General features: G+C 37.2%; 21 protein-coding genes. 17 read left to right on the top strand and 4 right to left on the bottom strand.

All coding sequences use genetic code 11. From position 1 onward, the window contains the following. Positions 1-20: 20 nt before the first annotated feature. Together ACKWCD_RS11215 and ACKWCD_RS11210 are read right to left on the bottom strand one after the other, a co-directional pair. Positions 21-833 (bottom strand): TauD/TfdA dioxygenase family protein, encoded by an 813-nt coding sequence (locus tag ACKWCD_RS11215; RefSeq protein WP_413984043.1) that lies wholly within the window; start codon positions 831-833, stop codon positions 21-23. Positions 834-1,000: 167 nt separating this feature from the next. Beyond that, on the bottom strand, positions 1,001-1,318 hold the full coding sequence (locus ACKWCD_RS11210; RefSeq protein ID WP_413984042.1) for an N-acetyltransferase: 318 nt from the start codon (positions 1,316-1,318) through the stop codon (positions 1,001-1,003). Positions 1,319-1,768: 450 nt separating this feature from the next. Between ACKWCD_RS11210 and ACKWCD_RS11205 the strand changes: the two genes are divergently transcribed. From ACKWCD_RS11205 to ACKWCD_RS11165, 9 genes are all read left to right on the top strand, one after another. Then, complete coding sequence (locus ACKWCD_RS11205; RefSeq protein ID WP_413984041.1) at positions 1,769-2,548, top strand: helix-turn-helix domain-containing protein; 780 nt, start codon at positions 1,769-1,771, stop codon at positions 2,546-2,548. A gap of 353 nt (positions 2,549-2,901) precedes the next feature. Further along, complete coding sequence (gene msrB / locus ACKWCD_RS11200; RefSeq protein ID WP_413984040.1) at positions 2,902-3,351, top strand: peptide-methionine (R)-S-oxide reductase MsrB; 450 nt, start codon at positions 2,902-2,904, stop codon at positions 3,349-3,351. Continuing rightward, on the top strand, positions 3,348-3,746 hold the full coding sequence (locus tag ACKWCD_RS11195) for an OsmC family protein (protein ID WP_413984039.1): 399 nt from the start codon (positions 3,348-3,350) through the stop codon (positions 3,744-3,746). The genes msrB and ACKWCD_RS11195 overlap by 4 nt, the downstream gene beginning before the upstream one ends. 136 nt (positions 3,747-3,882) lie before the next feature. After that, positions 3,883-4,152 carry a GNAT family N-acetyltransferase gene (locus ACKWCD_RS11190; protein WP_413984038.1) on the top strand — a complete coding sequence of 90 codons (270 nt, stop codon included), beginning with the start codon at positions 3,883-3,885 and terminating at the stop codon, positions 4,150-4,152. A 60-nt stretch (positions 4,153-4,212) separates the two neighbouring features. After that, positions 4,213-4,611, top strand: a complete 399-nt coding sequence (locus tag ACKWCD_RS11185) for a hypothetical protein (protein ID WP_413984037.1) — start codon at positions 4,213-4,215, stop codon at positions 4,609-4,611. Further along, positions 4,604-5,059, top strand: coding sequence for a peroxiredoxin family protein (locus ACKWCD_RS11180; RefSeq protein ID WP_413984036.1), 456 nt, complete (start codon positions 4,604-4,606; stop codon positions 5,057-5,059). The genes ACKWCD_RS11185 and ACKWCD_RS11180 overlap by 8 nt, the downstream gene beginning before the upstream one ends. A gap of 69 nt (positions 5,060-5,128) precedes the next feature. Further along, entirely contained in the window at positions 5,129-5,410 is a 282-nt protein-coding gene (locus ACKWCD_RS11175; protein ID WP_413984035.1) for a DUF427 domain-containing protein, read from the top strand. A gap of 16 nt (positions 5,411-5,426) precedes the next feature. Then, positions 5,427-7,382 carry a thiamine pyrophosphate-binding protein gene (locus ACKWCD_RS11170; RefSeq protein ID WP_413984034.1) on the top strand — a complete coding sequence of 652 codons (1,956 nt, stop codon included), beginning with the start codon at positions 5,427-5,429 and terminating at the stop codon, positions 7,380-7,382. A gap of 4 nt (positions 7,383-7,386) precedes the next feature. Further along, positions 7,387-7,920, top strand: a complete 534-nt coding sequence (locus ACKWCD_RS11165) for a peptide-methionine (S)-S-oxide reductase (RefSeq protein WP_413984033.1) — start codon at positions 7,387-7,389, stop codon at positions 7,918-7,920. A gap of 33 nt (positions 7,921-7,953) precedes the next feature. Here the strand turns inward: ACKWCD_RS11165 and ACKWCD_RS11160 are convergent, their stop codons facing one another. Then, positions 7,954-8,544 (bottom strand): hypothetical protein, encoded by a 591-nt coding sequence (locus tag ACKWCD_RS11160; protein WP_413984032.1) that lies wholly within the window; start codon positions 8,542-8,544, stop codon positions 7,954-7,956. Between the two features lie 771 nt (positions 8,545-9,315). Here ACKWCD_RS11160 and ACKWCD_RS11155 point away from each other — a divergent pair. Next, entirely contained in the window at positions 9,316-9,852 is a 537-nt protein-coding gene (locus ACKWCD_RS11155; RefSeq protein ID WP_413984031.1) for a glycosyltransferase family 39 protein, read from the top strand. A gap of 183 nt (positions 9,853-10,035) precedes the next feature. After that, on the top strand, positions 10,036-10,656 hold the full coding sequence (locus ACKWCD_RS11150) for a hypothetical protein (RefSeq protein WP_413984030.1): 621 nt from the start codon (positions 10,036-10,038) through the stop codon (positions 10,654-10,656). Between the two features lie 393 nt (positions 10,657-11,049). Here ACKWCD_RS11150 and ACKWCD_RS11145 read toward each other — a convergent pair whose 3' ends face one another. Next, on the bottom strand, positions 11,050-12,096 hold the full coding sequence (locus ACKWCD_RS11145) for a LacI family DNA-binding transcriptional regulator (RefSeq protein WP_413984029.1): 1,047 nt from the start codon (positions 12,094-12,096) through the stop codon (positions 11,050-11,052). Between the two features lie 167 nt (positions 12,097-12,263). Here ACKWCD_RS11145 and ACKWCD_RS11140 point away from each other — a divergent pair, with 167 nt between their 5' ends. The 6 genes from ACKWCD_RS11140 to ACKWCD_RS11115 are packed head-to-tail and all read left to right on the top strand — an operon-like array spanning position 12,264 to position 17,865. Beyond that, positions 12,264-13,343 carry a tartrate dehydrogenase gene (locus tag ACKWCD_RS11140; RefSeq protein ID WP_413984028.1) on the top strand — a complete coding sequence of 360 codons (1,080 nt, stop codon included), beginning with the start codon at positions 12,264-12,266 and terminating at the stop codon, positions 13,341-13,343. Positions 13,344-13,349: 6 nt separating this feature from the next. Then, a complete protein-coding gene (locus ACKWCD_RS11135) occupies positions 13,350-13,988 on the top strand; it encodes a cyclase family protein (protein WP_413984027.1) in 639 nt (212 codons plus the stop codon). Between the two features lie 5 nt (positions 13,989-13,993). Further along, positions 13,994-15,379, top strand: a complete 1,386-nt coding sequence (locus tag ACKWCD_RS11130) for a four-carbon acid sugar kinase family protein (RefSeq protein ID WP_413984026.1) — start codon at positions 13,994-13,996, stop codon at positions 15,377-15,379. Further along, positions 15,376-16,644: an MFS transporter gene (locus ACKWCD_RS11125; protein ID WP_413984025.1), complete on the top strand. Its 1,269-nt coding sequence runs from the start codon at positions 15,376-15,378 to the stop codon at positions 16,642-16,644. Before ACKWCD_RS11130 ends, ACKWCD_RS11125 begins: the two co-directional genes overlap by 4 nt. A gap of 1 nt (position 16,645) precedes the next feature. Continuing rightward, positions 16,646-17,677 (top strand): Gfo/Idh/MocA family protein, encoded by a 1,032-nt coding sequence (locus ACKWCD_RS11120; RefSeq protein WP_413984024.1) that lies wholly within the window; start codon positions 16,646-16,648, stop codon positions 17,675-17,677. Between the two features lie 50 nt (positions 17,678-17,727). Next, a complete protein-coding gene (locus ACKWCD_RS11115; RefSeq protein WP_413984023.1) occupies positions 17,728-17,865 on the top strand; it encodes a hypothetical protein in 138 nt (45 codons plus the stop codon). Positions 17,866-18,253 lie beyond the last annotated feature (388 nt).

The raw sequence follows: 18,253 nt of genomic DNA, 5'->3' as shown, positions 1-18,253 counted from the left end.
CTAAATGGTTTATGGTAAAATCAAAAATAGATTCCCTCTGTAGATGATCTAATCAATACTCTAGCTTCCTCTGTCTTAGAAACTAGATTCGCTTTGTGCGAAATGGCGTAGTTATCACAAATAAGCACATCATTTTGTTGCCAAACATGAGTGTACTTTGCCTTTTCTTTGGTGAACATTTGATCAATGACCTGTACAACTTTATTGATATCTTTTATTTTCATAGGTTCATCTGCAGCGCTACAAATATCCACGATTTCCTCTGCAAATCGAAAATCGAAATACATCGTTTTTTTTCCATTAAATGGGTGAACCCAAAAAAGTGGATGCATTACTTTTTTAGTCGCATAAACGATATGATAATTGGCCCATTTGTGTTTTATATCTTCTGGGAGGTTCCTATAAACCTCCAATAAACTTAAAAAAGCTGTTTCATTCCCAATTGATGGTCGCTCTACCATCTGAAAAATACTGAGATGAGAAGGACGCTCTAAATACGATCTATCACTATGCCATTGAAGACCCGATTGTTGGGCATTAGGCCAAATTTTTAAAACCTTAGGGTCAGACGGAGTGGTTGTTGAATAGATTACTGGAGAATCCAGTTTACCCAACATATTGGTGAACGTTATTTGTTCTGTTTCTGTCCAGGCGGTCTTATTCCTTAAGACTACTACTCCATACTCTAAAATTAGCTTCTTTAATTGCTCAATTTGAGAATCAGTAATTTTACGAACATTTGGAAGACCAAAAACCTCAACTCCGAAAAAGTCATTTACTTTTTTGAAAGACAATTCTTCTGATTCCGAATTAAATAAACTAAATATGCCCATAGGGGATTTTTTAATATTTGTTACTTTAAATAAAAATATAATTTATGGATTATGCGATCAAGACTCTATTTTTTTAGTCTATCTCAACGTGAACCCGGTTTAAAAGCTAGATTTATTATTTGAAGAATAGAGTTTATAAGATTATTTTTGATAAACTCTTTTCTTACTTATGAAACCTCACTTAGTAACTGATTTGATATTATCATATTTCTATATTGTTTATTCTTATTGACAAACTTATTGATTGAAGGGCAATATGAGATAACCTTAAAGTTTGTTCTTCTTATTCGATCCAAAACACGTTCAATTAAAGCATCCCGAACCTGATGATGATTCGGAAGGTTCTGTGTTACTCCCGAAGATATTAATAATAACAAATCATCACTAAATATATGATATTCTATAAACGCTTTGTGATTATTAATTTGAAGTTCATAGAAAAATTTTCCGTTTACGGTGTTCTGTACTAATGGTATTGTTTCCATGTTCTCTATTTTAAGTTACGCTCGCACAATATATTAGGTATTGATCAATTAGCTTGATAAAGACTGTATGCTATAGACTTATCCTCACTTCAAAGCGGTTTCTTTTATTAAAACAAAATTCGACTAAATAGAGGTCTCATTTAATGGTTAAGTTGCCATACTATCGAAAAATTGCTGTATTAAGTAAATATCACGGCAATTTTAGTACAAAATTTATCTTCTCCTTTTTTACTCAAGATGAGTTCGAATGTAAAATCTGCTATTATAAATAAACCACCGTGTATTGTATAACTCCAACATACTGTAGATTTTCAAAAATAAGATTACAAACGATTTTAATTTAAAAATCTATAAGTAACTTGTAATCAGATTGTTATAAATTATAAAATTATTTTAACTCTAATGGCACGAGCCTTGTCTTAGTTAGAACGAATCATAAAAGTTAAGGCCATGAAATATCTGAATAGTTTAAACCGTATGGCAACATCAGCCGAAAACATGAATAATGTTTTACAATTAAACCCAATAATTCTTTTTTTAATAAATGAAAGTACGAACACCTTTTCTACTGAGAATGTAAAAGGTTCTTCCTATTACTTTCATTTTAAGCCTTGTGAAGACTTTAAAAGAACTGAACCTATAATCATTGGTCAATACAATGGTGTATTCGGATGCTTAGATAGAAGTATGGATTTAAAAAGTTTTAAGCCCATGAGCTTTATGGAAAACGGTCTTAGTAACCAACTCGCAATGTACTTAATGGAGGAACTTAATCAATTATCTTCCGAGGATACTATTCAAAGCGAAAACATGGTGTGTGCCTTAGGAAATTATTTGGTCAAATTACTTTGTGAACAAAAGTTATTAAGTGGTTGTTTGAAAATGGGTATCACACCGTACCAAATAAAAAATATACATAAATATATCGAAGATAAAATGGAAGAGTCTATCTCCACCGGAGATTTGGCACGAATTGCTGGGCTAAGCGTTCATCATTTCATCCGCATGTTCAAACGAACTACCGGAGAAACACCCCATCAATGCGTAATTAGACTCAAACTTGATCAAGCTAAAGAACTTTTATTGAAGACTAGAGATAATATTACTCAAGTTGGTATGGGAGTGGGTTTTGACAATCCAAGTCATTTTTCTCAATTATTCAAGAGCAATTGTGGAATCTCACCGTTGAAATTTAGAAAGGCCTATAGCCAAAATCGAATGATTGCCTAACCCACTTTTAGTAAAGAACTTGAGCCAAGAAACATAAGCTGACGATTTTTGCTTTGGCTACCTTTCTAATCATATCTGTGTTCTACAAATAGCCGATGTGGCTGATATAGCTTTCCATTGAAAAGGTATTTAAGGTAGGATTATTAGGAAAAATATACAATTTGATAGGAAGTCTACATAGGTGTTTAGACACAGCTGTTACATAATTTTACGTAAGGTAAAAACTAATTCTTCCTATAGTCTGAGTAGTAGAAAGAACTGGTACATATCAAATATAAGGTATCGACGTATTTTTTAAGAAGTAAAGTGACGACCGCGCTCAGTCAAGTAAAATATAATTTAAAAAAGAAGAAATGGAACTAACCTGGAAAGACATCATAAATTTTACTGTAGTGGGAAACCCCGAGCCCGAACGCAGAGTTGAAAAAACGGAAGAGGAGTGGAAAAAGATCCTGACTCCTAGTCAATTTAGAATCACTCGACAGAAAGGAACAGAATCCCCACATAGTGGTGCACTGTGCAGTATCTATGAAGCGGGAAAATACAACTGTATCTGTTGCAACACACCGCTGTTCGACTCTTCCATTAAGTTTGAATCGGGTACTGGATGGCCAAGTTTTACACAGCCAATAACTAAGAATGCAATCAAATATAAAAGGGACAGTTCTTTCGGTATGGTTCGCGTGGAAGTCATGTGTAATACATGTGATGCTCACTTAGGCCATATTTTCCCTGACGGACCTGAACCTAGTGGGTTAAGATATTGTATTAACTCAGAATCAATGAAATTAGTGAAATCATGACAAAAGTTAAAATTAAAAGAGATGTCGGTTCAAAACATATCGTATTGAATAATGAAAACAATACAGTTTTGGATGTACAAGAGTTTGATCCATCGGATTTATTGGCAGGTGCCTTGGCAAAATGCACTAGGTCAACCGTGGATAAGGAAGCCCAACGGAAAAACTATAAGGTTTCCAATGTTAGTGTAAGGGTAGATTTAGACAGAAATCGTGAAACAAAGACATCGACCTTCCTGATTCATTTGGAAATCGAAGGGGAAGTGACCAAAAGCCAACTTAAGAATCTACACAAAGCTGCAGAGAAATCTTATATAAGACGGGTGCTATCACAGCCTATTCAGTTGTATAGCCATGTTCATTTTAACGGAGAAAAGTTATTTGTAAGTATTGACTGAATTCAGAACACCCTTCAATTGTTGATGAAAAGGAAAAGTTCCCCCTAAACCTTAATTCAATAAAGGTTCTATGAACCAATTTTGTTTAGGGTGTTCTTTTGAAAAGTAAAAAAGAAATATATAAAGTTAAAGAGCTATGGAAATTACACATGATGAGACCAATCAAAGATATGTCCTTGACATAGATGGTGAAAAAGCCTTGGTGGACTATAATATCCGAAATGGAAAAATGTATTTGGTACATTCAGAAGTTCCACGGCAATTACGCAATAAGGGGATAGGAAAAATACTAGTAGAGAAAACTTTTGAAAAGCTAACGGAGGAAGGTCATAAGGCGGTCGCGGTTTGTCCTTTCATTAAAATAGTGGCCAGACGAAGCGCTAAATGGAGTGCCATAATTGGCTAAGACGAAATTAATTCTAGGAGCAAACTACCGAATATGAAATAATAACAATACAGTAATGATATGAACTGGTATCTACCTATTACAATTATTCCGGGAATCGGAATGTTAATACTTTCAACGGCTACCCAAATGCTAAGTGTAAGTAATGAGATAGGTCAGCTACTCTCAAAGAAGTGTTCGGCTTTTGAACATGAAATTTCGAATCACAAAATAAAACAATTGGGGCTGTTGACACGGGCGAGTGCTTTTCTTTATGTCGCGACAGGATGTTACGTGCTCTCTGGTATATTTGGTGTTTTGGAACCTAGCGATAACGCATGGGGTATTCCAAGTATAGTTCTTTATATAGGTACTATCCTAGTTTTCATTGCCTTAACGTTTTTAATAATCTATGCTTATAGGGCCGTGGCCATTAGAAAAATGCAGTTTGTGAACAACCATACCTTAAACAATGAGTAATTTCCAACAACATACGAAATTGCCGGAGTGGTCTTTAGAAAGGGTATTCGATGAGAAAGCACCTCTTTTAGCAGACTTTAGAGGGAAGCCATTACTAATCCTCTTTTTTTATTTAGGTTGTCCTGGTTGTAAAGGAAGAGCCATTCCATATGCAAATCGATTGATTTATGAGCAAGCGAACATAAATGTTGTTGGCATCCACACTCGTTTTGAAGGAAGAATATATACTGATGAGGAACTAAGGAATGCTAAAGATGAATTTTATATTCGTTTTCCTTATTATAGAGATGTGCATCCGGCAACGACCTTTACCTTATATGAGGCAGGCGGAACTCCCCATTGGATTCTTCTTGATAAAGATGGAAATATAAAACAATCCATATTTGGGTCGGATCCAAATAAGGCACTACTTCGAATTGATTTGAAAATAAATGAACTGAATCAGTAGATTAGAGAATGATTAAGACTCTGGTTGTACATTCTGTACAACTAATAGCAATAAATTAAATAGTATATTATGAAAGCAATTTGGAACAATCAGATTATCGCGGAGAGCAATGAAACGAAAATTATTGAGAACAATCATTACTTCCCCCCTGAGAGTGTTCATAAAGAGTATTTGAAACCTACCGAGTTGCATACTACTTGCCCATGGAAAGGTGAGGCATCATATTATTCGTTAGAGGTTGATGGGAAGGTCAATACAGATGCCGCTTGGTACTACCCTAATCCATCTTACGCTGCCAAAGGGATAAAAGACTATGTTGCATTCTGGAATGGTGTGGAAGTAACCCAATAAAAATAAACTACCATATATGAATGATTCTTCAACTAAAACGATTTGGCATAAGGTACTGGATGACAGAAAAAAGCTTGCAGAAGGGCGAGTGATGACCGTAACGGCCGGACACAAGGATTTATGTCTATCCCATTATGAGGGTAAATTCACAGCTCTGGAAAATGAATGCCCTCATCAAGGCGGACCATTGGGAGAAGGATCTATCGAAAATGGTTTGTTGCGGTGTCCATGGCATGGTTGGGATTTTTGTCCACATGGTGGAAGCTCAGGAGATTTTGATGACGGTTTGGAAACCTTCCCCCTAAAAATAGAGGAAGATTCGATTTATGTCGGTTTAGAAAAAGAAGCGCCACATGAAACTACCATTTCCGATGTAATGGTCGAAACAATGATCAATTGGGGAGTAAACAGGGTTTTTGGTATGGTGGGGCATTCCAATTTAGGCCTGGCAGATGCATTTAGAAGACAAGAAGAAAGGGGCAATTTAAAATATATTGGTATTCGGCATGAAGGTGCGGCTTCTTTCGCCGCCTCAGCCTATGGTAAGTTAACTGGAAAACCTGCTGCCTGTTTTGCCATTGCAGGACCTGGAAGTACCAATATGTTTACAGGTTTATGGGATGCAAAAGTAGATAGGGCACCAATCCTTGCACTTACGGGCCAAGTTGCAACGCAAGTTGTGGGAACCGGTAATTTTCAAGAAGTAGATTTGGTACGGGCTTTTTCCACGGTGGCAGAATTCAATCATAGGATACAAGAAAATAGTGACCATAGCGAGCTTATGGCGTTGGCCATAAAACATGCGCTCTTGAAAAGAGACGTTTCACACCTAACCTTTCCCGATGATGTTCAAACGGTAAAAGCCAAAAACAATGTAAAGGCTCAGACTCAAGAAGGAAGAATCACGGCGATGGAAATATCGCCCCCAAAAAAGATGTTGGACAAAGCGATACAGCTGCTTTCCAAGTCCCAAAGACCTGTTATCATTGTGGGCCATGGGGCTCGTTTTCATATGGAATCTATAGTGGCATTTGCGGAAAAACTGAAATGTCCTGTATTGACCACTTTTAAAGCAAAGGGCTTAATTTCAGACTTTCATCCGTTGGCTGGGGGTGTATTGGGGCGCAGCGGTACACCAATCGCTTCTTATTTTATGAATGAATCGGATGTTTTATTAGTTATAGGAGCCTCCTTTTCTAACCATACAGGAATCACACCTAAGAAAAAACTCATTCAAATAGATTTTGACCCCCTAGCTCTAAGTAAATTCCATAAGATTGATGCGGCACTTTGGGGTGAGATATCGGTTACGATGCAGTTGCTTGATGAGCAATACTTGAATACAGGGGATAAAATTAACCATACTTTGGAAATCCAAGAGCGATGGGAAATTTGGCGAGCTGAAAAGCAAAAACGACTATTGGAAACCAACAATAATGGTATTAGTTCTATTGCCGTATTTGATGAACTCACCAAACAGGTTCCCAAAAATGCGGTAATGTGTGTTGATGTGGGTAACAATGCCTATTCCTTAGGGCGATATTTTGAATCAGCACAACAATCCTTTTTAATGTCCGGTTATCTTGGTTCCATAGGTTTTGCTTTTCCGGCAGCAATGGGCGCTTGGGCCGCAGTAGGAAAGAGTCGTCCTATTATTGCGGTGGCTGGGGATGGTGGCATCTGCCAATATCTGGCGGAATTAACTACAGCCGTAAAGTATGACATGCCAATAAAGGTGGTCATTTTAAACAACAATGAACTGGGGAAAATTTCGAAGGAACAGCGAGCAGGAGCCTTCGATGTATGGCAAACTGATTTGGTAAACCCAGATTTTGCAGATTTCGCAAATGGGTGTGGTGCGTTAGGACTTAAGGTGGATAAAAAATCTGAATTATCTGGAGCTATTAATAAATTGATGTCTCATGATGGTCCAGGGCTTTTAGAAATTCTTACTGACGTAAAATTAGTATAGTAAAATGAACAAAGTTGAAATTAATAATAGGAAGAAAATAGCTTTGGGCGGTGGTTGCCATTGGTGTACCGAAGCTGTATTCCAATCTTTAAATGGTGTAGTAAGCGTTGAACAGGGCTTCGTCTCATCATTTGGTCTTGACTTTTCTTTTTCAGAAGCAATTATAGTACATTATGATTCAACTCTTATTGACTTGAAAGACCTTATTGAAATTCATCTGCACACCCATGAAAGTACATCAAACCATTCTTTTCGAAAAAAATACCGTTCAGCGATTTATACGTATTGTAAAACACAAGCAGAGGAAGCCAAACAAATACTAGTAGACTTACAAAAAGATTTTAATAATTTGCTAGTAACCAAGGTATACCCTTTCAGAAGTTTCAAGCCAACGAAAGAAGAATATGCAAATTACTATTTTAGCAATCCAAAAAAACCTTTTTGTAAGAAATTCATAGCTCCAAAACTTAAGCTACTTCTCAAAAAGTTTCCAAAGAAATTAACAAGTACTAACCTGATGGAGCTTGTTGTCAGCTAGATTCAAGAAAAACTTGTAATTGTATTCTGTGGTTTAATTTACTTTTTCCAGTCTATAACTTAATCTTTCATTTCTGTTCGAGGGCTGTCCTAACCTGAGGTCTCCATTAACAGAGATTACGACCAACCTTGAACTAGATTTATTGGTTGTAGCAATTGCACTTAAATCTAAAATAAATAGCCCTCTAATGAGAGTCCCTAAAGAAGTGACGTAATTGGAGGCTTTAAATGAATTTAAAATGGTCTTTCTATCAGTGTCTATTAAAGATATTTCATCTCCTTCTAGTTTTATAAACTTAATATCAGAAAAACTAGTAGAAGTGACAGGATAAGATAACTTACTCGGATCTATTGAATCTACAGTAACAAATTCCCATCCTGATTGTTTATTTCTAATTTCCTTAACTTCCCACAAGCCCTCTATATCTTGGAGGTTTTCGACATAGATAATTGAATTTCCAGATTCTTGAGGTTCTTCTTCCTTTTCTTTGTTCAAATCGCTTATTATCTCTTCAACCGATACCTCTTCAGATACCTGCTCTTCTCCCTTAGACGAATCTTTCTCACAAGCTACAATTATAGTAACTATAAGTATTACCCCTAGCAATACATTTAATTTTCTCATCTTCATTTGTATTTTAAATTAATAGTAGGTTAACGGAATTTTAGTCCAAGTTCTCAATAATAAAACAGCTTAGTTATTAATTACCCTACCCCCCTGGAAGGAATAAAATGTTAAACTTCTATAGCTCCATCAAACTATTAAAAGAAAGAAATCTGAGCAGTTTAAATTTGAAAATAATATTGATGGATTTACGATATCTTTAGAAACAAAGCTGTCAGTTGCTTTTTATCACCATACTTTCATGGGTTATTCTATTTGTATAAAACTACTTCCGCACTATAACAACAATAGAGTTCAAACATCCTTAGGAGAAATATCTGATTGATAAAGAGATGGTGTCATATGAAAAACAAATAGAAGATAACAGAATATTAATTTAGAAAACCTATAAATAATATGGAATTTCCTTCTAGTTAAGCTTATTGTTAAATATCTGAGCTAATGCTTTAAGGCATTAGCTTAAGAAGAGTATGAAACCTAAGAAACGATATCTTTTAAAAGTAGCTAGCTCAACCTCGAAATCACTCTTCTTTAATTTATCTTTTGTTAACCGAAATATAGTATCTTCAAACTAAGAACCAAACATACGACCTCAAGGGTTGGCAGTTGTTATGACATAATCATCATCAATCAATGAAAAAATATTTGCTGATAATTCTAATTTTTCTATTATCAAACTAATGATTCAATGGTTTGGAAATAAGAATTATGGCTTACAACGTGATGAATTACTTGACTTGTCGGTTAGCGAACATTTAGATTAGGGGGTTTGTGGAGTTTCCACCTCTTATAGCTTTAATCGGAAAAATATCTTATTGGACTTTTGGTTATTCACTTCTAGGAGTTCGACTTTTTCCAACGCTTGCAGGTATTGGGATTTTGGTTTTATGTTCTTTAATTGTTAAAGAGCTAAGAGGGAAATCAAAAGCTATTTTACTAGCAGGAATATGCATTTTGGCATTTCTGCCTTTTTATCGGAATCATACCTTATTCCAACCTGTTGTGTTCGACCAATTATTCTGGACATTAGGATTTTACTTTGTTATTAAGTTTATAAACTCGCAAAACAAAAACTTCCTGATTCTTTTGGAAATAACTTTAGGTTTAGGGTTAATGAACAAGTACAACATATTAGTATGGGCTTTTGGACTATTTATTGGTTTGTTTTTCTATCAAAAAGGGAATCTATTTAAAAACAAAGGGCTTTACATTTCGGCATTGATTTCATTGCTGATTTTCTTGCCAAATATTATTTGGCAAGCACAAAATGATTTTCCGCTATTAAAGCACTTAATGAAAGTCAATTGAACAAGATAAACCCAATGGAGTTTGGTCTAGAACAATTAAACTTTCCCTTTACACTAATTATTAGCCTTTTTGCATTAGCAGCTTTAATAGCAGATAAAAACTTTAAAAAAATACAGAGCGGTAGGAATAGCATCTATAGTGATCTTTATTACTATGTGGCTACTTAATTCTAAAGCGTATTATGTGTTTGCTATTTATCCAGTTCTTTTTGCAGCTGGAGCAGTTAAAATTGAATCTTTACTTTTAAAAAAGCCAATTTGGGTTTACGTTATTGCCATAATCACTTTATTTCCTCCGATTTATTTCATACCAGAACTTACACCAATTCTTCCAATTGAAAAGTATGTCGAATATGCTCAAAAAAAAGAACAAAATGGACGAGTAGAATTGACTGGAGATTATGTACATATGTTTGGTTGGGAAGAACAAGTAAAACTGGTAGATAGTGTGTATCAATCGTTAAGTCCTAAAGAAAAAAATAATTGTGTTTTATGGGCCGAGAACTATGGGCAGGCTGGTGCACTTAAAATATTAGGCAACAAATGCAATCTTCCAAATCCAATAAGTAGACATGGAAGTTTTTGGACTTGGGGTTATGGGAATAAAGATGCAGACGTCTGGATAAGTTTGGGAAACGAGAAGCCGTCCATAGAATATGTATTCGAAGAAGTTGAGTTTGTGAAAATAATAACTCATAAATATGCAATTGGAGAAGAAAATGGAATACCTCTCTACATTTGTCGAAAACCTAAAGTTGATATCGAAAAATGGTGGAAAGATTACAAAGAACATATATTTGACTAAAAAAAACCGCTACAACACCATGTATAGAACATAACTATTATAGGCTTTTCGAGAGGTTTGAAATTGTTTACAAAGATCGCCAAATTTAGAAATTTGTCTTTTACCCTCATAAAGGTGGCCTCATGTCTGGCGACCGGCAAAGAAACATCTACTACAACTTCTTTCCATACGGTTGAGGCAGAAACATTGGTTTTAATAGTTTTACAAGACAGGAAGATGAATAAAGATATACTCGAACGATTTAAAAAAGGTGATTTCATTTCAATAGTAATCATAATTCTAAAAAATCAGGTACCAGAATGTCTTCCGTAATCTCTTTAATTTTGATGTTTTTCTGAAAAATTTCTCCAGCTTTTGATTGTAGGCCAATTTCACCTTCTTTTAAATTGAGGTTTACCCCATGCGGTTTTTATTGGTGGAATTCCGAACCACCAGAAAGGATTTTAAAATCCGTTTTTCAAATGTGGTACCGCCATCCTTTAATTGTTTTAAAAGTAATTCTGCCGACTGCTCTCCCATACGATACCCCGGTTGGTCAATACTGGTTAAAGAAGGTTCTAAGAGTTCATCGATAGGTTCATTGTTAAAACCTATTATTGATAATTTTTCGGGTATGCTAATACCTCTTTCTTTTGCCGCCAACATAACACTTATGGCAATTTGGTCACTAAAGGCCAAAATACCATCGGGGTAGTCGGGTGAATAGAGTAGTTTACGCGCTGCGGAAAGCGTGCTTTCTTTGTCAAAATTGCTGTAGACCAAATGATTTTCATCCATCTCGAGGTTGTGGTCCCGTAGGGCATCGGTATAGCCTTTTGCTCTGTCTCGGTTGATTTGTAATACTTCCGGACCACCTAAATAGGCAATGTTTTTACATCCTATGGAAATCAAATGTAGAACCGCTTCATAGGCCGCCATCTTATTATCGATGGTTACTTTATGTGTTATGATATCATTGCATTCCCTATTAAAAAATACAAGTGGAATTCCCCTCTTTTTCAATTCCTTGAAATGGGAAAAATCTTTGGTCTCACTTGCTAAGGAAGCAATAATGCCATTGACACCGACACGTACAAGTTCTTGCACTAAGCTTTTTTCACGCTCATAAGATTCGTTCGATTGACATACGATAATATGCATGCCATGCGCTTCAGCGATACTTTCAATACCGCTTATGGCCATAGCGTACAAATGGTAGCTTATTTTCGGAACAATGACTCCGATTAAATTGGAGGTTTTAGGTTTTTGAGCCTCTAACATCTCAATGGAGATATAACCCAATTCTTCAGCCTTTCGTTTCACTTTTTCCTGAGTGCCTATACTAATTCTAGGATGACTTTTTAACGCACGTGAGACGGTGGAGATGGAAATATCCAGAGTTTCGGCGATGTCTTTTAAGGTCGCCGATGTATTGCCGTTAGAGGTGTTTAAATCTATCACATTTGTGTTTGTAAATTGCGCAAATATTTGCGCAAAAAATAAGATATTTGTAATTATCTATCGCCAAACTTACATACATTTGCTATATAATCGCAAATATCTTCATAAATATGTATTATGATATTGCGCAAATTTGCGCAAAAAAGTAAAATTAATTCAATAGGGAAATGAGTAAAACTTACAAAATAGCCGTAGTGAACGGCGATGGTATTGGAGCGGAAATCGTTCCTGCGGGTGTATCGGTATTGAAAGCCGTAGCTAAGAAATATGGATTTGAACTGGACACTACCGAATTGTCTTGGGGTGCTGGGTATTATCTGAAACATGGTGCGTTTATGCCAGCTGATGGTATTGAACAAATGAAAAAATTCGATGCTATTTATTTTGGGGCCGTTGGGCTTCCTGAAGTTGATGATACTTTGCCTGCAAGAGATTATACTTTTAAGGTTCGAGGAGAATTGAAGCAGTATGTAAACTACCGTCCCGTGAAACTTTTTGATGGGATATTGAGTCCACTTAGAGATAAAACCGCAGCGGATATCGATTTTGTAGTAGTTCGTGAGAACAACGAAGGGGAATTTGTTCAAACAGGAAAAACCATGCACCCTGAAGAAGCGGGCGGAATGGCCATGGATACCAGTATTTTTACACGATTCGGCATTGAACGTATCGCGCATTATTCCTTCAATTTGGCCCGTAAAAGAAGAAGCAAGGTTACCAACGTGACCAAATCGAATACTTTAATAAACAGTCTTGCCTATTGGGATAAAGTGATTGCCGAAGTAGCAACGCAATATCCTGATGTGGAGTACAGCAAAATGTATATTGATAATGCCTCCGCAAGTTTTGTACTTCGACCCGAAATATTCGATGTAATCGTTACCACCAATCTTTTTGGGGATATATTATCGGATTTAGGAGGTGCCATCATGGGAAGTTTGGGCCTTGGCGGAAGCGGAAACATCAACCCCGAAAAGGAATTTCCATCGATGTTTGAGCCCATTCACGGTTCAGCTCCTGATATTGCTGGACAGAATATCGCTAACCCTATAGGTCAGATTTGGTCCGCCGCAATTATGCTTGAACATTTGGGCGAACCGGAAGCTGCCAACGATATCATTGCTGGTATTCAACACACTACTGCAAAAGGGAATCTGACCAAAGACCTTAAAGGTACTTCCACTACTTCTGAAGTAGCCCACAGTGTTGTAGCTTACATACTTTCGGAAAAAATGGCAAATACTTAATTTTAAATGCTAAGAAAAAAAATAATCGACTTGACTCTGCCTATCAATAATAAGATGAGCGGGGTTTCTATTGATCCCGCCAAAACACTTTCTGAGGATGGTTGGAACGCAACCATTTTGAATTTATACTCCCACAGCGGCACTCACATGGATGCTCCTATGCATTTTGAAGTGAACCCTCAGACTATTGATAAATTACCTGTAAATCGGCTCATCTCAGAGGCTTGGGTGGTTGATATCCGCGGTATAAAACCTAGAGAGGAAATAACAGTAGACCATCTTAGTCCCATCGTCAAACTGTTCGAAAAAGGACAGAGTATTTTGCTGCATACGGGTTGGAGTAAAAAATTGGGCACCGATGACTACCGCAATGGATTACCAAGAATTAGCGTAGAATTGGCACTATGGATGGGGGTAAAAGGAGTTAATATTTTAGGGGTCGAACCGCCATCGGTCGCCGATGTCAATAATATTGACGAAGTGTCCGAAATTCATAATATTTTAATGGAGAACGATGTGATTATTGTGGAAGGACTCACAAATTTGGAGGCACTTTCCAAACAAAAAATCACGCTGATTGCACTCCCTCTAAAGGTGGAAAATGGAGACGGTGCTCCTGCCAGAGTCATCGCCGTAGAAGAATAAAATACATGTCAAACGAGGATATCGTATCATCTATTGAAGCGGGAAATCGGCTACCAGGCTATCTAGAAGATATACGCAGCGAGTTTTCTAAAAACCCTAGGTCCATTGTTATTTTAGATGATGACCCTACGGGCACACAAACGGTCTATGATGTTCCCGTAATTACAGTGTGGACAACGGAAGTGCTTGAGAAAGAACTTTTGGTGAGTCCTGTTTTTTTTATCCTAACCAATTCGAGAAGTCTTCAGGCCAAAGCTGCGAATGACTTAGGTAAATTACTGGGCAAGCGACTTCAAAACTTGGCCAAAAAACATCAAAAAAATCTATTGGTTGTAAGTCGCGGAGATTCTACTCTACGCGGGCATTACCCGAACGAAGTAGAAGCCCTTGTTGCCGGTTTGGGGTGGTCCAATACAAAACATATTTTGGCCCCTGCTTTTTTTGAAGGAGGCCGATATACCTTCGATGACGTTCATTATGTAAAGGAAGGAGACGCCTTTATTCCCGCTGCAGAAACACCTTTTGCCAAAGACAATACCTTCGGGTATGCAGCTTCCAATTTAAAAGATTGGATTGTCGAAAAAACAGAAGGTAAGGTTGCCCATAATAAAATTTCAAGTGTCTCTTTGGATGCACTTCGGACTACATCTACAGAAAACATCAAAGCCCTTTTTGAACAACCGGAAGTCTCGCACATAGTTGCGAACGCTACTACATATGCAGACCTACAAGCCTTGGCCTTGGCATGCCTAAAGTATAAAGGCCCTCTTGTTTTTAGAACTGGAGCCTCTTTCGTAAATGCCATTACCGCCATAGAGGCCAAAGATTGCTTGACAAAAAATCAAATATTAGGTAAACACCGGACTGGGGGAACCTTAATCGTAATTGGATCATACGTTCCAAAAACGACCCAACAGTTGGACTATCTTAAGGAAAATTCGGATGCCCTTTTTTTGGAATTCGATGTGTCGAACGTGCTGGAACCCGCTGTTTTTCAAAAAGAGATTGAAGTCCTAGCGGAAAAAGTAGATTTACTCATTTCGGCGGAAGAAAAAGTGGTGTTGTATACCAGCAGAACCATTGTCAAAGGTGCTACAAAAGCTGAGAGTCTTGAAATAGTAAATCTTGTTTCAAACGGACTCATCAGCATTATAAAACAATTGAACAACCAACCAAAATATATACTCGCCAAAGGCGGAATTACCTCTAGTGATGTAGCCACAAAGGGCTTGTCCGTTCAACGCGCACTTGTATTGGGACAAGTGAAAAAAGGGGTGCCTGTATGGCGATTGGGCGAAGAAGCTAAATTTCCGGATATGCCTTATATCGTTTTCCCAGGAAATGTTGGCGACAACACTTCGCTGTATCAAGTGATTAAACTATTAGAATGAAAAAAACAATGGGTTTTCCGAAACGTTATTTTATGGTCATGGGGACTTTTCTCCTAGCCCTACTTTTGTATATTGACCGTATTTGCATCTCCGTTGCGAAAGAGCCAATTGCCGAAGCTCTCAGTTTAAGCGATAAACAAATGGGCTGGGTGCTCGCAGCTTTTTCTTTAGGATATGCTTTTTTTCAAACCCCGTCAGGTATTTTGGCCGACCGTTTTGGACCTCGAAAAGTATTGTCCGTAATCGTTGTTTTATGGTCTGCTTTTACCGCACTTACTGGAGCTGCATTTAATTTTATCTCCCTATTTGTGGTAAGATTTTTATTTGGAGCTGGAGAGGCAGGTGCTTTTCCAGGAATGTCACGCGCCATTTATAGCTGGATTCCCTTGAAGGAGCGGGGTATTGTTACTGGAATCAATTTTTCAGGCTCTCGTTTAGGGGCTGCATTTGCCGTTCCCATGGTGGCATGGCTAATTACTAATTACGGCTGGAGGGTAACCTTCGTAGCTTTAGGAATTATTGGTGTGGTTTGGGCAATTCTGTGGTATCTACTTTTCAGGGACAATCCTGAAGAACTCAAAGGTATTTCAACTGAGGAAAAAGATTATATATTAACTACAAGACAAGAAAAAGATATGTCAGCGGTGTTGGAGAGAATCCATTTTGGGACGTTGATGAAGTCTAAAAATATGTGGCTTGCAATGGGACAATATTTTGCCAGTAACTTTACTTTTTTCTTTGCCCTTACCTGGCTTTTTCCACACATTAAAAATGAATACAATATGGAAACTGTCGAGGCAGGCTTCTATACGGCCATACCTCTGATATTTGGGGCTTTTGGAAATTGGTTTTCTGGTTGGTTGATTGATAAAATTTATAGAGATGGAAAATGGGATAAATCAAGGATTTTCCCTGCATCGTTAGGTTTTGTATTGGCAGCAATAGGATTAATAGGAAGTATTTATATGAATTCTGCCGGAGGTGCCATCGTCTTTTTAAGCGTAGCGATTTTCGGGGCGGATATGACATTGCCTCCCTCATGGGCATTTTGTGTAGATATCGGAAAAAAACATGCGGGTGCGGTTTCCGGTACTATGAATATGGCAGGAAATATAGGTGCTTTTATTACGGCATTAATATTCCCATATCTACTGGCATGGACAGGTTCTACCGCCTTATTTTTTATTCTAGGTGCAGTTTTAAATATCTTAGCGGTACTCATGTGGTACAACATGAAACCACATAAACACTTTTCAGAATACTAAAATGAAAAAATTCAAAGGGGTTTGCATAGGTACAGGTTATTTTAGCCATTTTCAATATGAGGCATGGCAACGAATGGATAATGTTGAGATTGTCGCCGTGTGTGGTACTTCGATTGCAAAGGCTCAACTCATCTGCGATAAATATGGTTTTGACAAAGCCTATATTGATTTAGATGAAATGCTTCGCATTGAAAAACCTGACTTTTTCGATATCATTACACCACCGAATACCCATTTGACATTTACCAAATTGGCCATTAAACATGGGGTACATGTTATTTGTCAAAAACCGTTGGCACCAACTTATTCGGAATCAGTAGAAATTGCGGAAGCTGCAGAGGCATCCGATATTAGAATGATGGTGCATGAAAATTTTCGTTTTCAACCTTGGCATCAGGAAATAAAAAAACTTTTGGACCAACAGGTCATTGGCAATAAATTACACGCCATCAATTTGCGTATGCGTATGGGCGATGGTTGGCAAGAAAATGCCTACATGAACCGCCAACCCTATTTTAGAGAGATGGAGCAATTGCTCATTTACGAAACCGGAGTTCACTTCATTGACGTATTCCGTTATTTGGGTGGTGAAATTTCTAAGGTATACGCAAAACTAAAAACCCTAAACCCTAATATTAAGGGAGAAGATTTTGCCTGGGTGCATTTTGATTTTGAAAATGGCGCGTTAGGCTTTTTAGATGCCAACCGTTTTAATGAGAATACAGCGGAAGACCCTAGATTGACCTTCGGAGCCGTACTTATTGAAGGCAATAAAGGATGTATTAGATTGTATGACGATGGTAGCATTACTATACAATTGTTGGGCGAGAAAGAAATGGCGCATGACTATCCCTTCGAGAAAATAAACTTTGCGGGCGACTGTGTATATGCAACACAATTACATTTCATAGAAAAGCTAAGTTCTGGCGAAGCTTTTGAAAATGACCCAAGGGCATACCTCAAAAATCTCGTAGTTCAAGATGCGATTTACGAATCAAACGAAAAAGGAATTCCTATTGTTTGCAATCTGTGATGACAGTCGATATTTTTGGTTTAGTAATTCATATCTAATAACGCACACCAATGGACGAACTCAAATTTCTTGTTTTCTCCTTAACCATAGTAGCATTGGTTTCATGTGGCACTAAGATTCTGAAAAAAGGGTCTTTGGCAAATACCGAATGGCAAACGCTTTTCAATGACAAGGATTTGGAGGGATGAACACCCAAATCCCGATACCATGATTTGGGAGGTAATTACATTAATATATTTTAGGTAGTAAATGAGAATATTCAAGTATACTATGACGATTATACCGTATTCAAGGACGGTTACAGATATCTTTTTACAGGGAACCTTTTTCTTCTTTCCATTTAAAATCCGAATGTAAATTTACAGACCAATGGATGGAGGATCCTCAGGCTTATACCTATAGCAACAAAGGCCTCATGCTTCATTTGCAAGATTCAAAAATGATACTAAAAGAACTTGACCGGCCTATTTCCGTAGAATACCAGATACTGGAGGAGGAGAATGGGGGTATTCCCAGACCACAGGAAATATGTGACCGTTATCAAAGAGCTATAACACAAGTTTATAAACATAGATT

It is taken from the genome of Maribacter taeanensis (assembly GCF_047345145.1).
Taxonomy (GTDB): domain Bacteria; phylum Bacteroidota; class Bacteroidia; order Flavobacteriales; family Flavobacteriaceae; genus Maribacter_C.
This window is presented reverse-complemented; position numbering and strand designations above follow the sequence as displayed.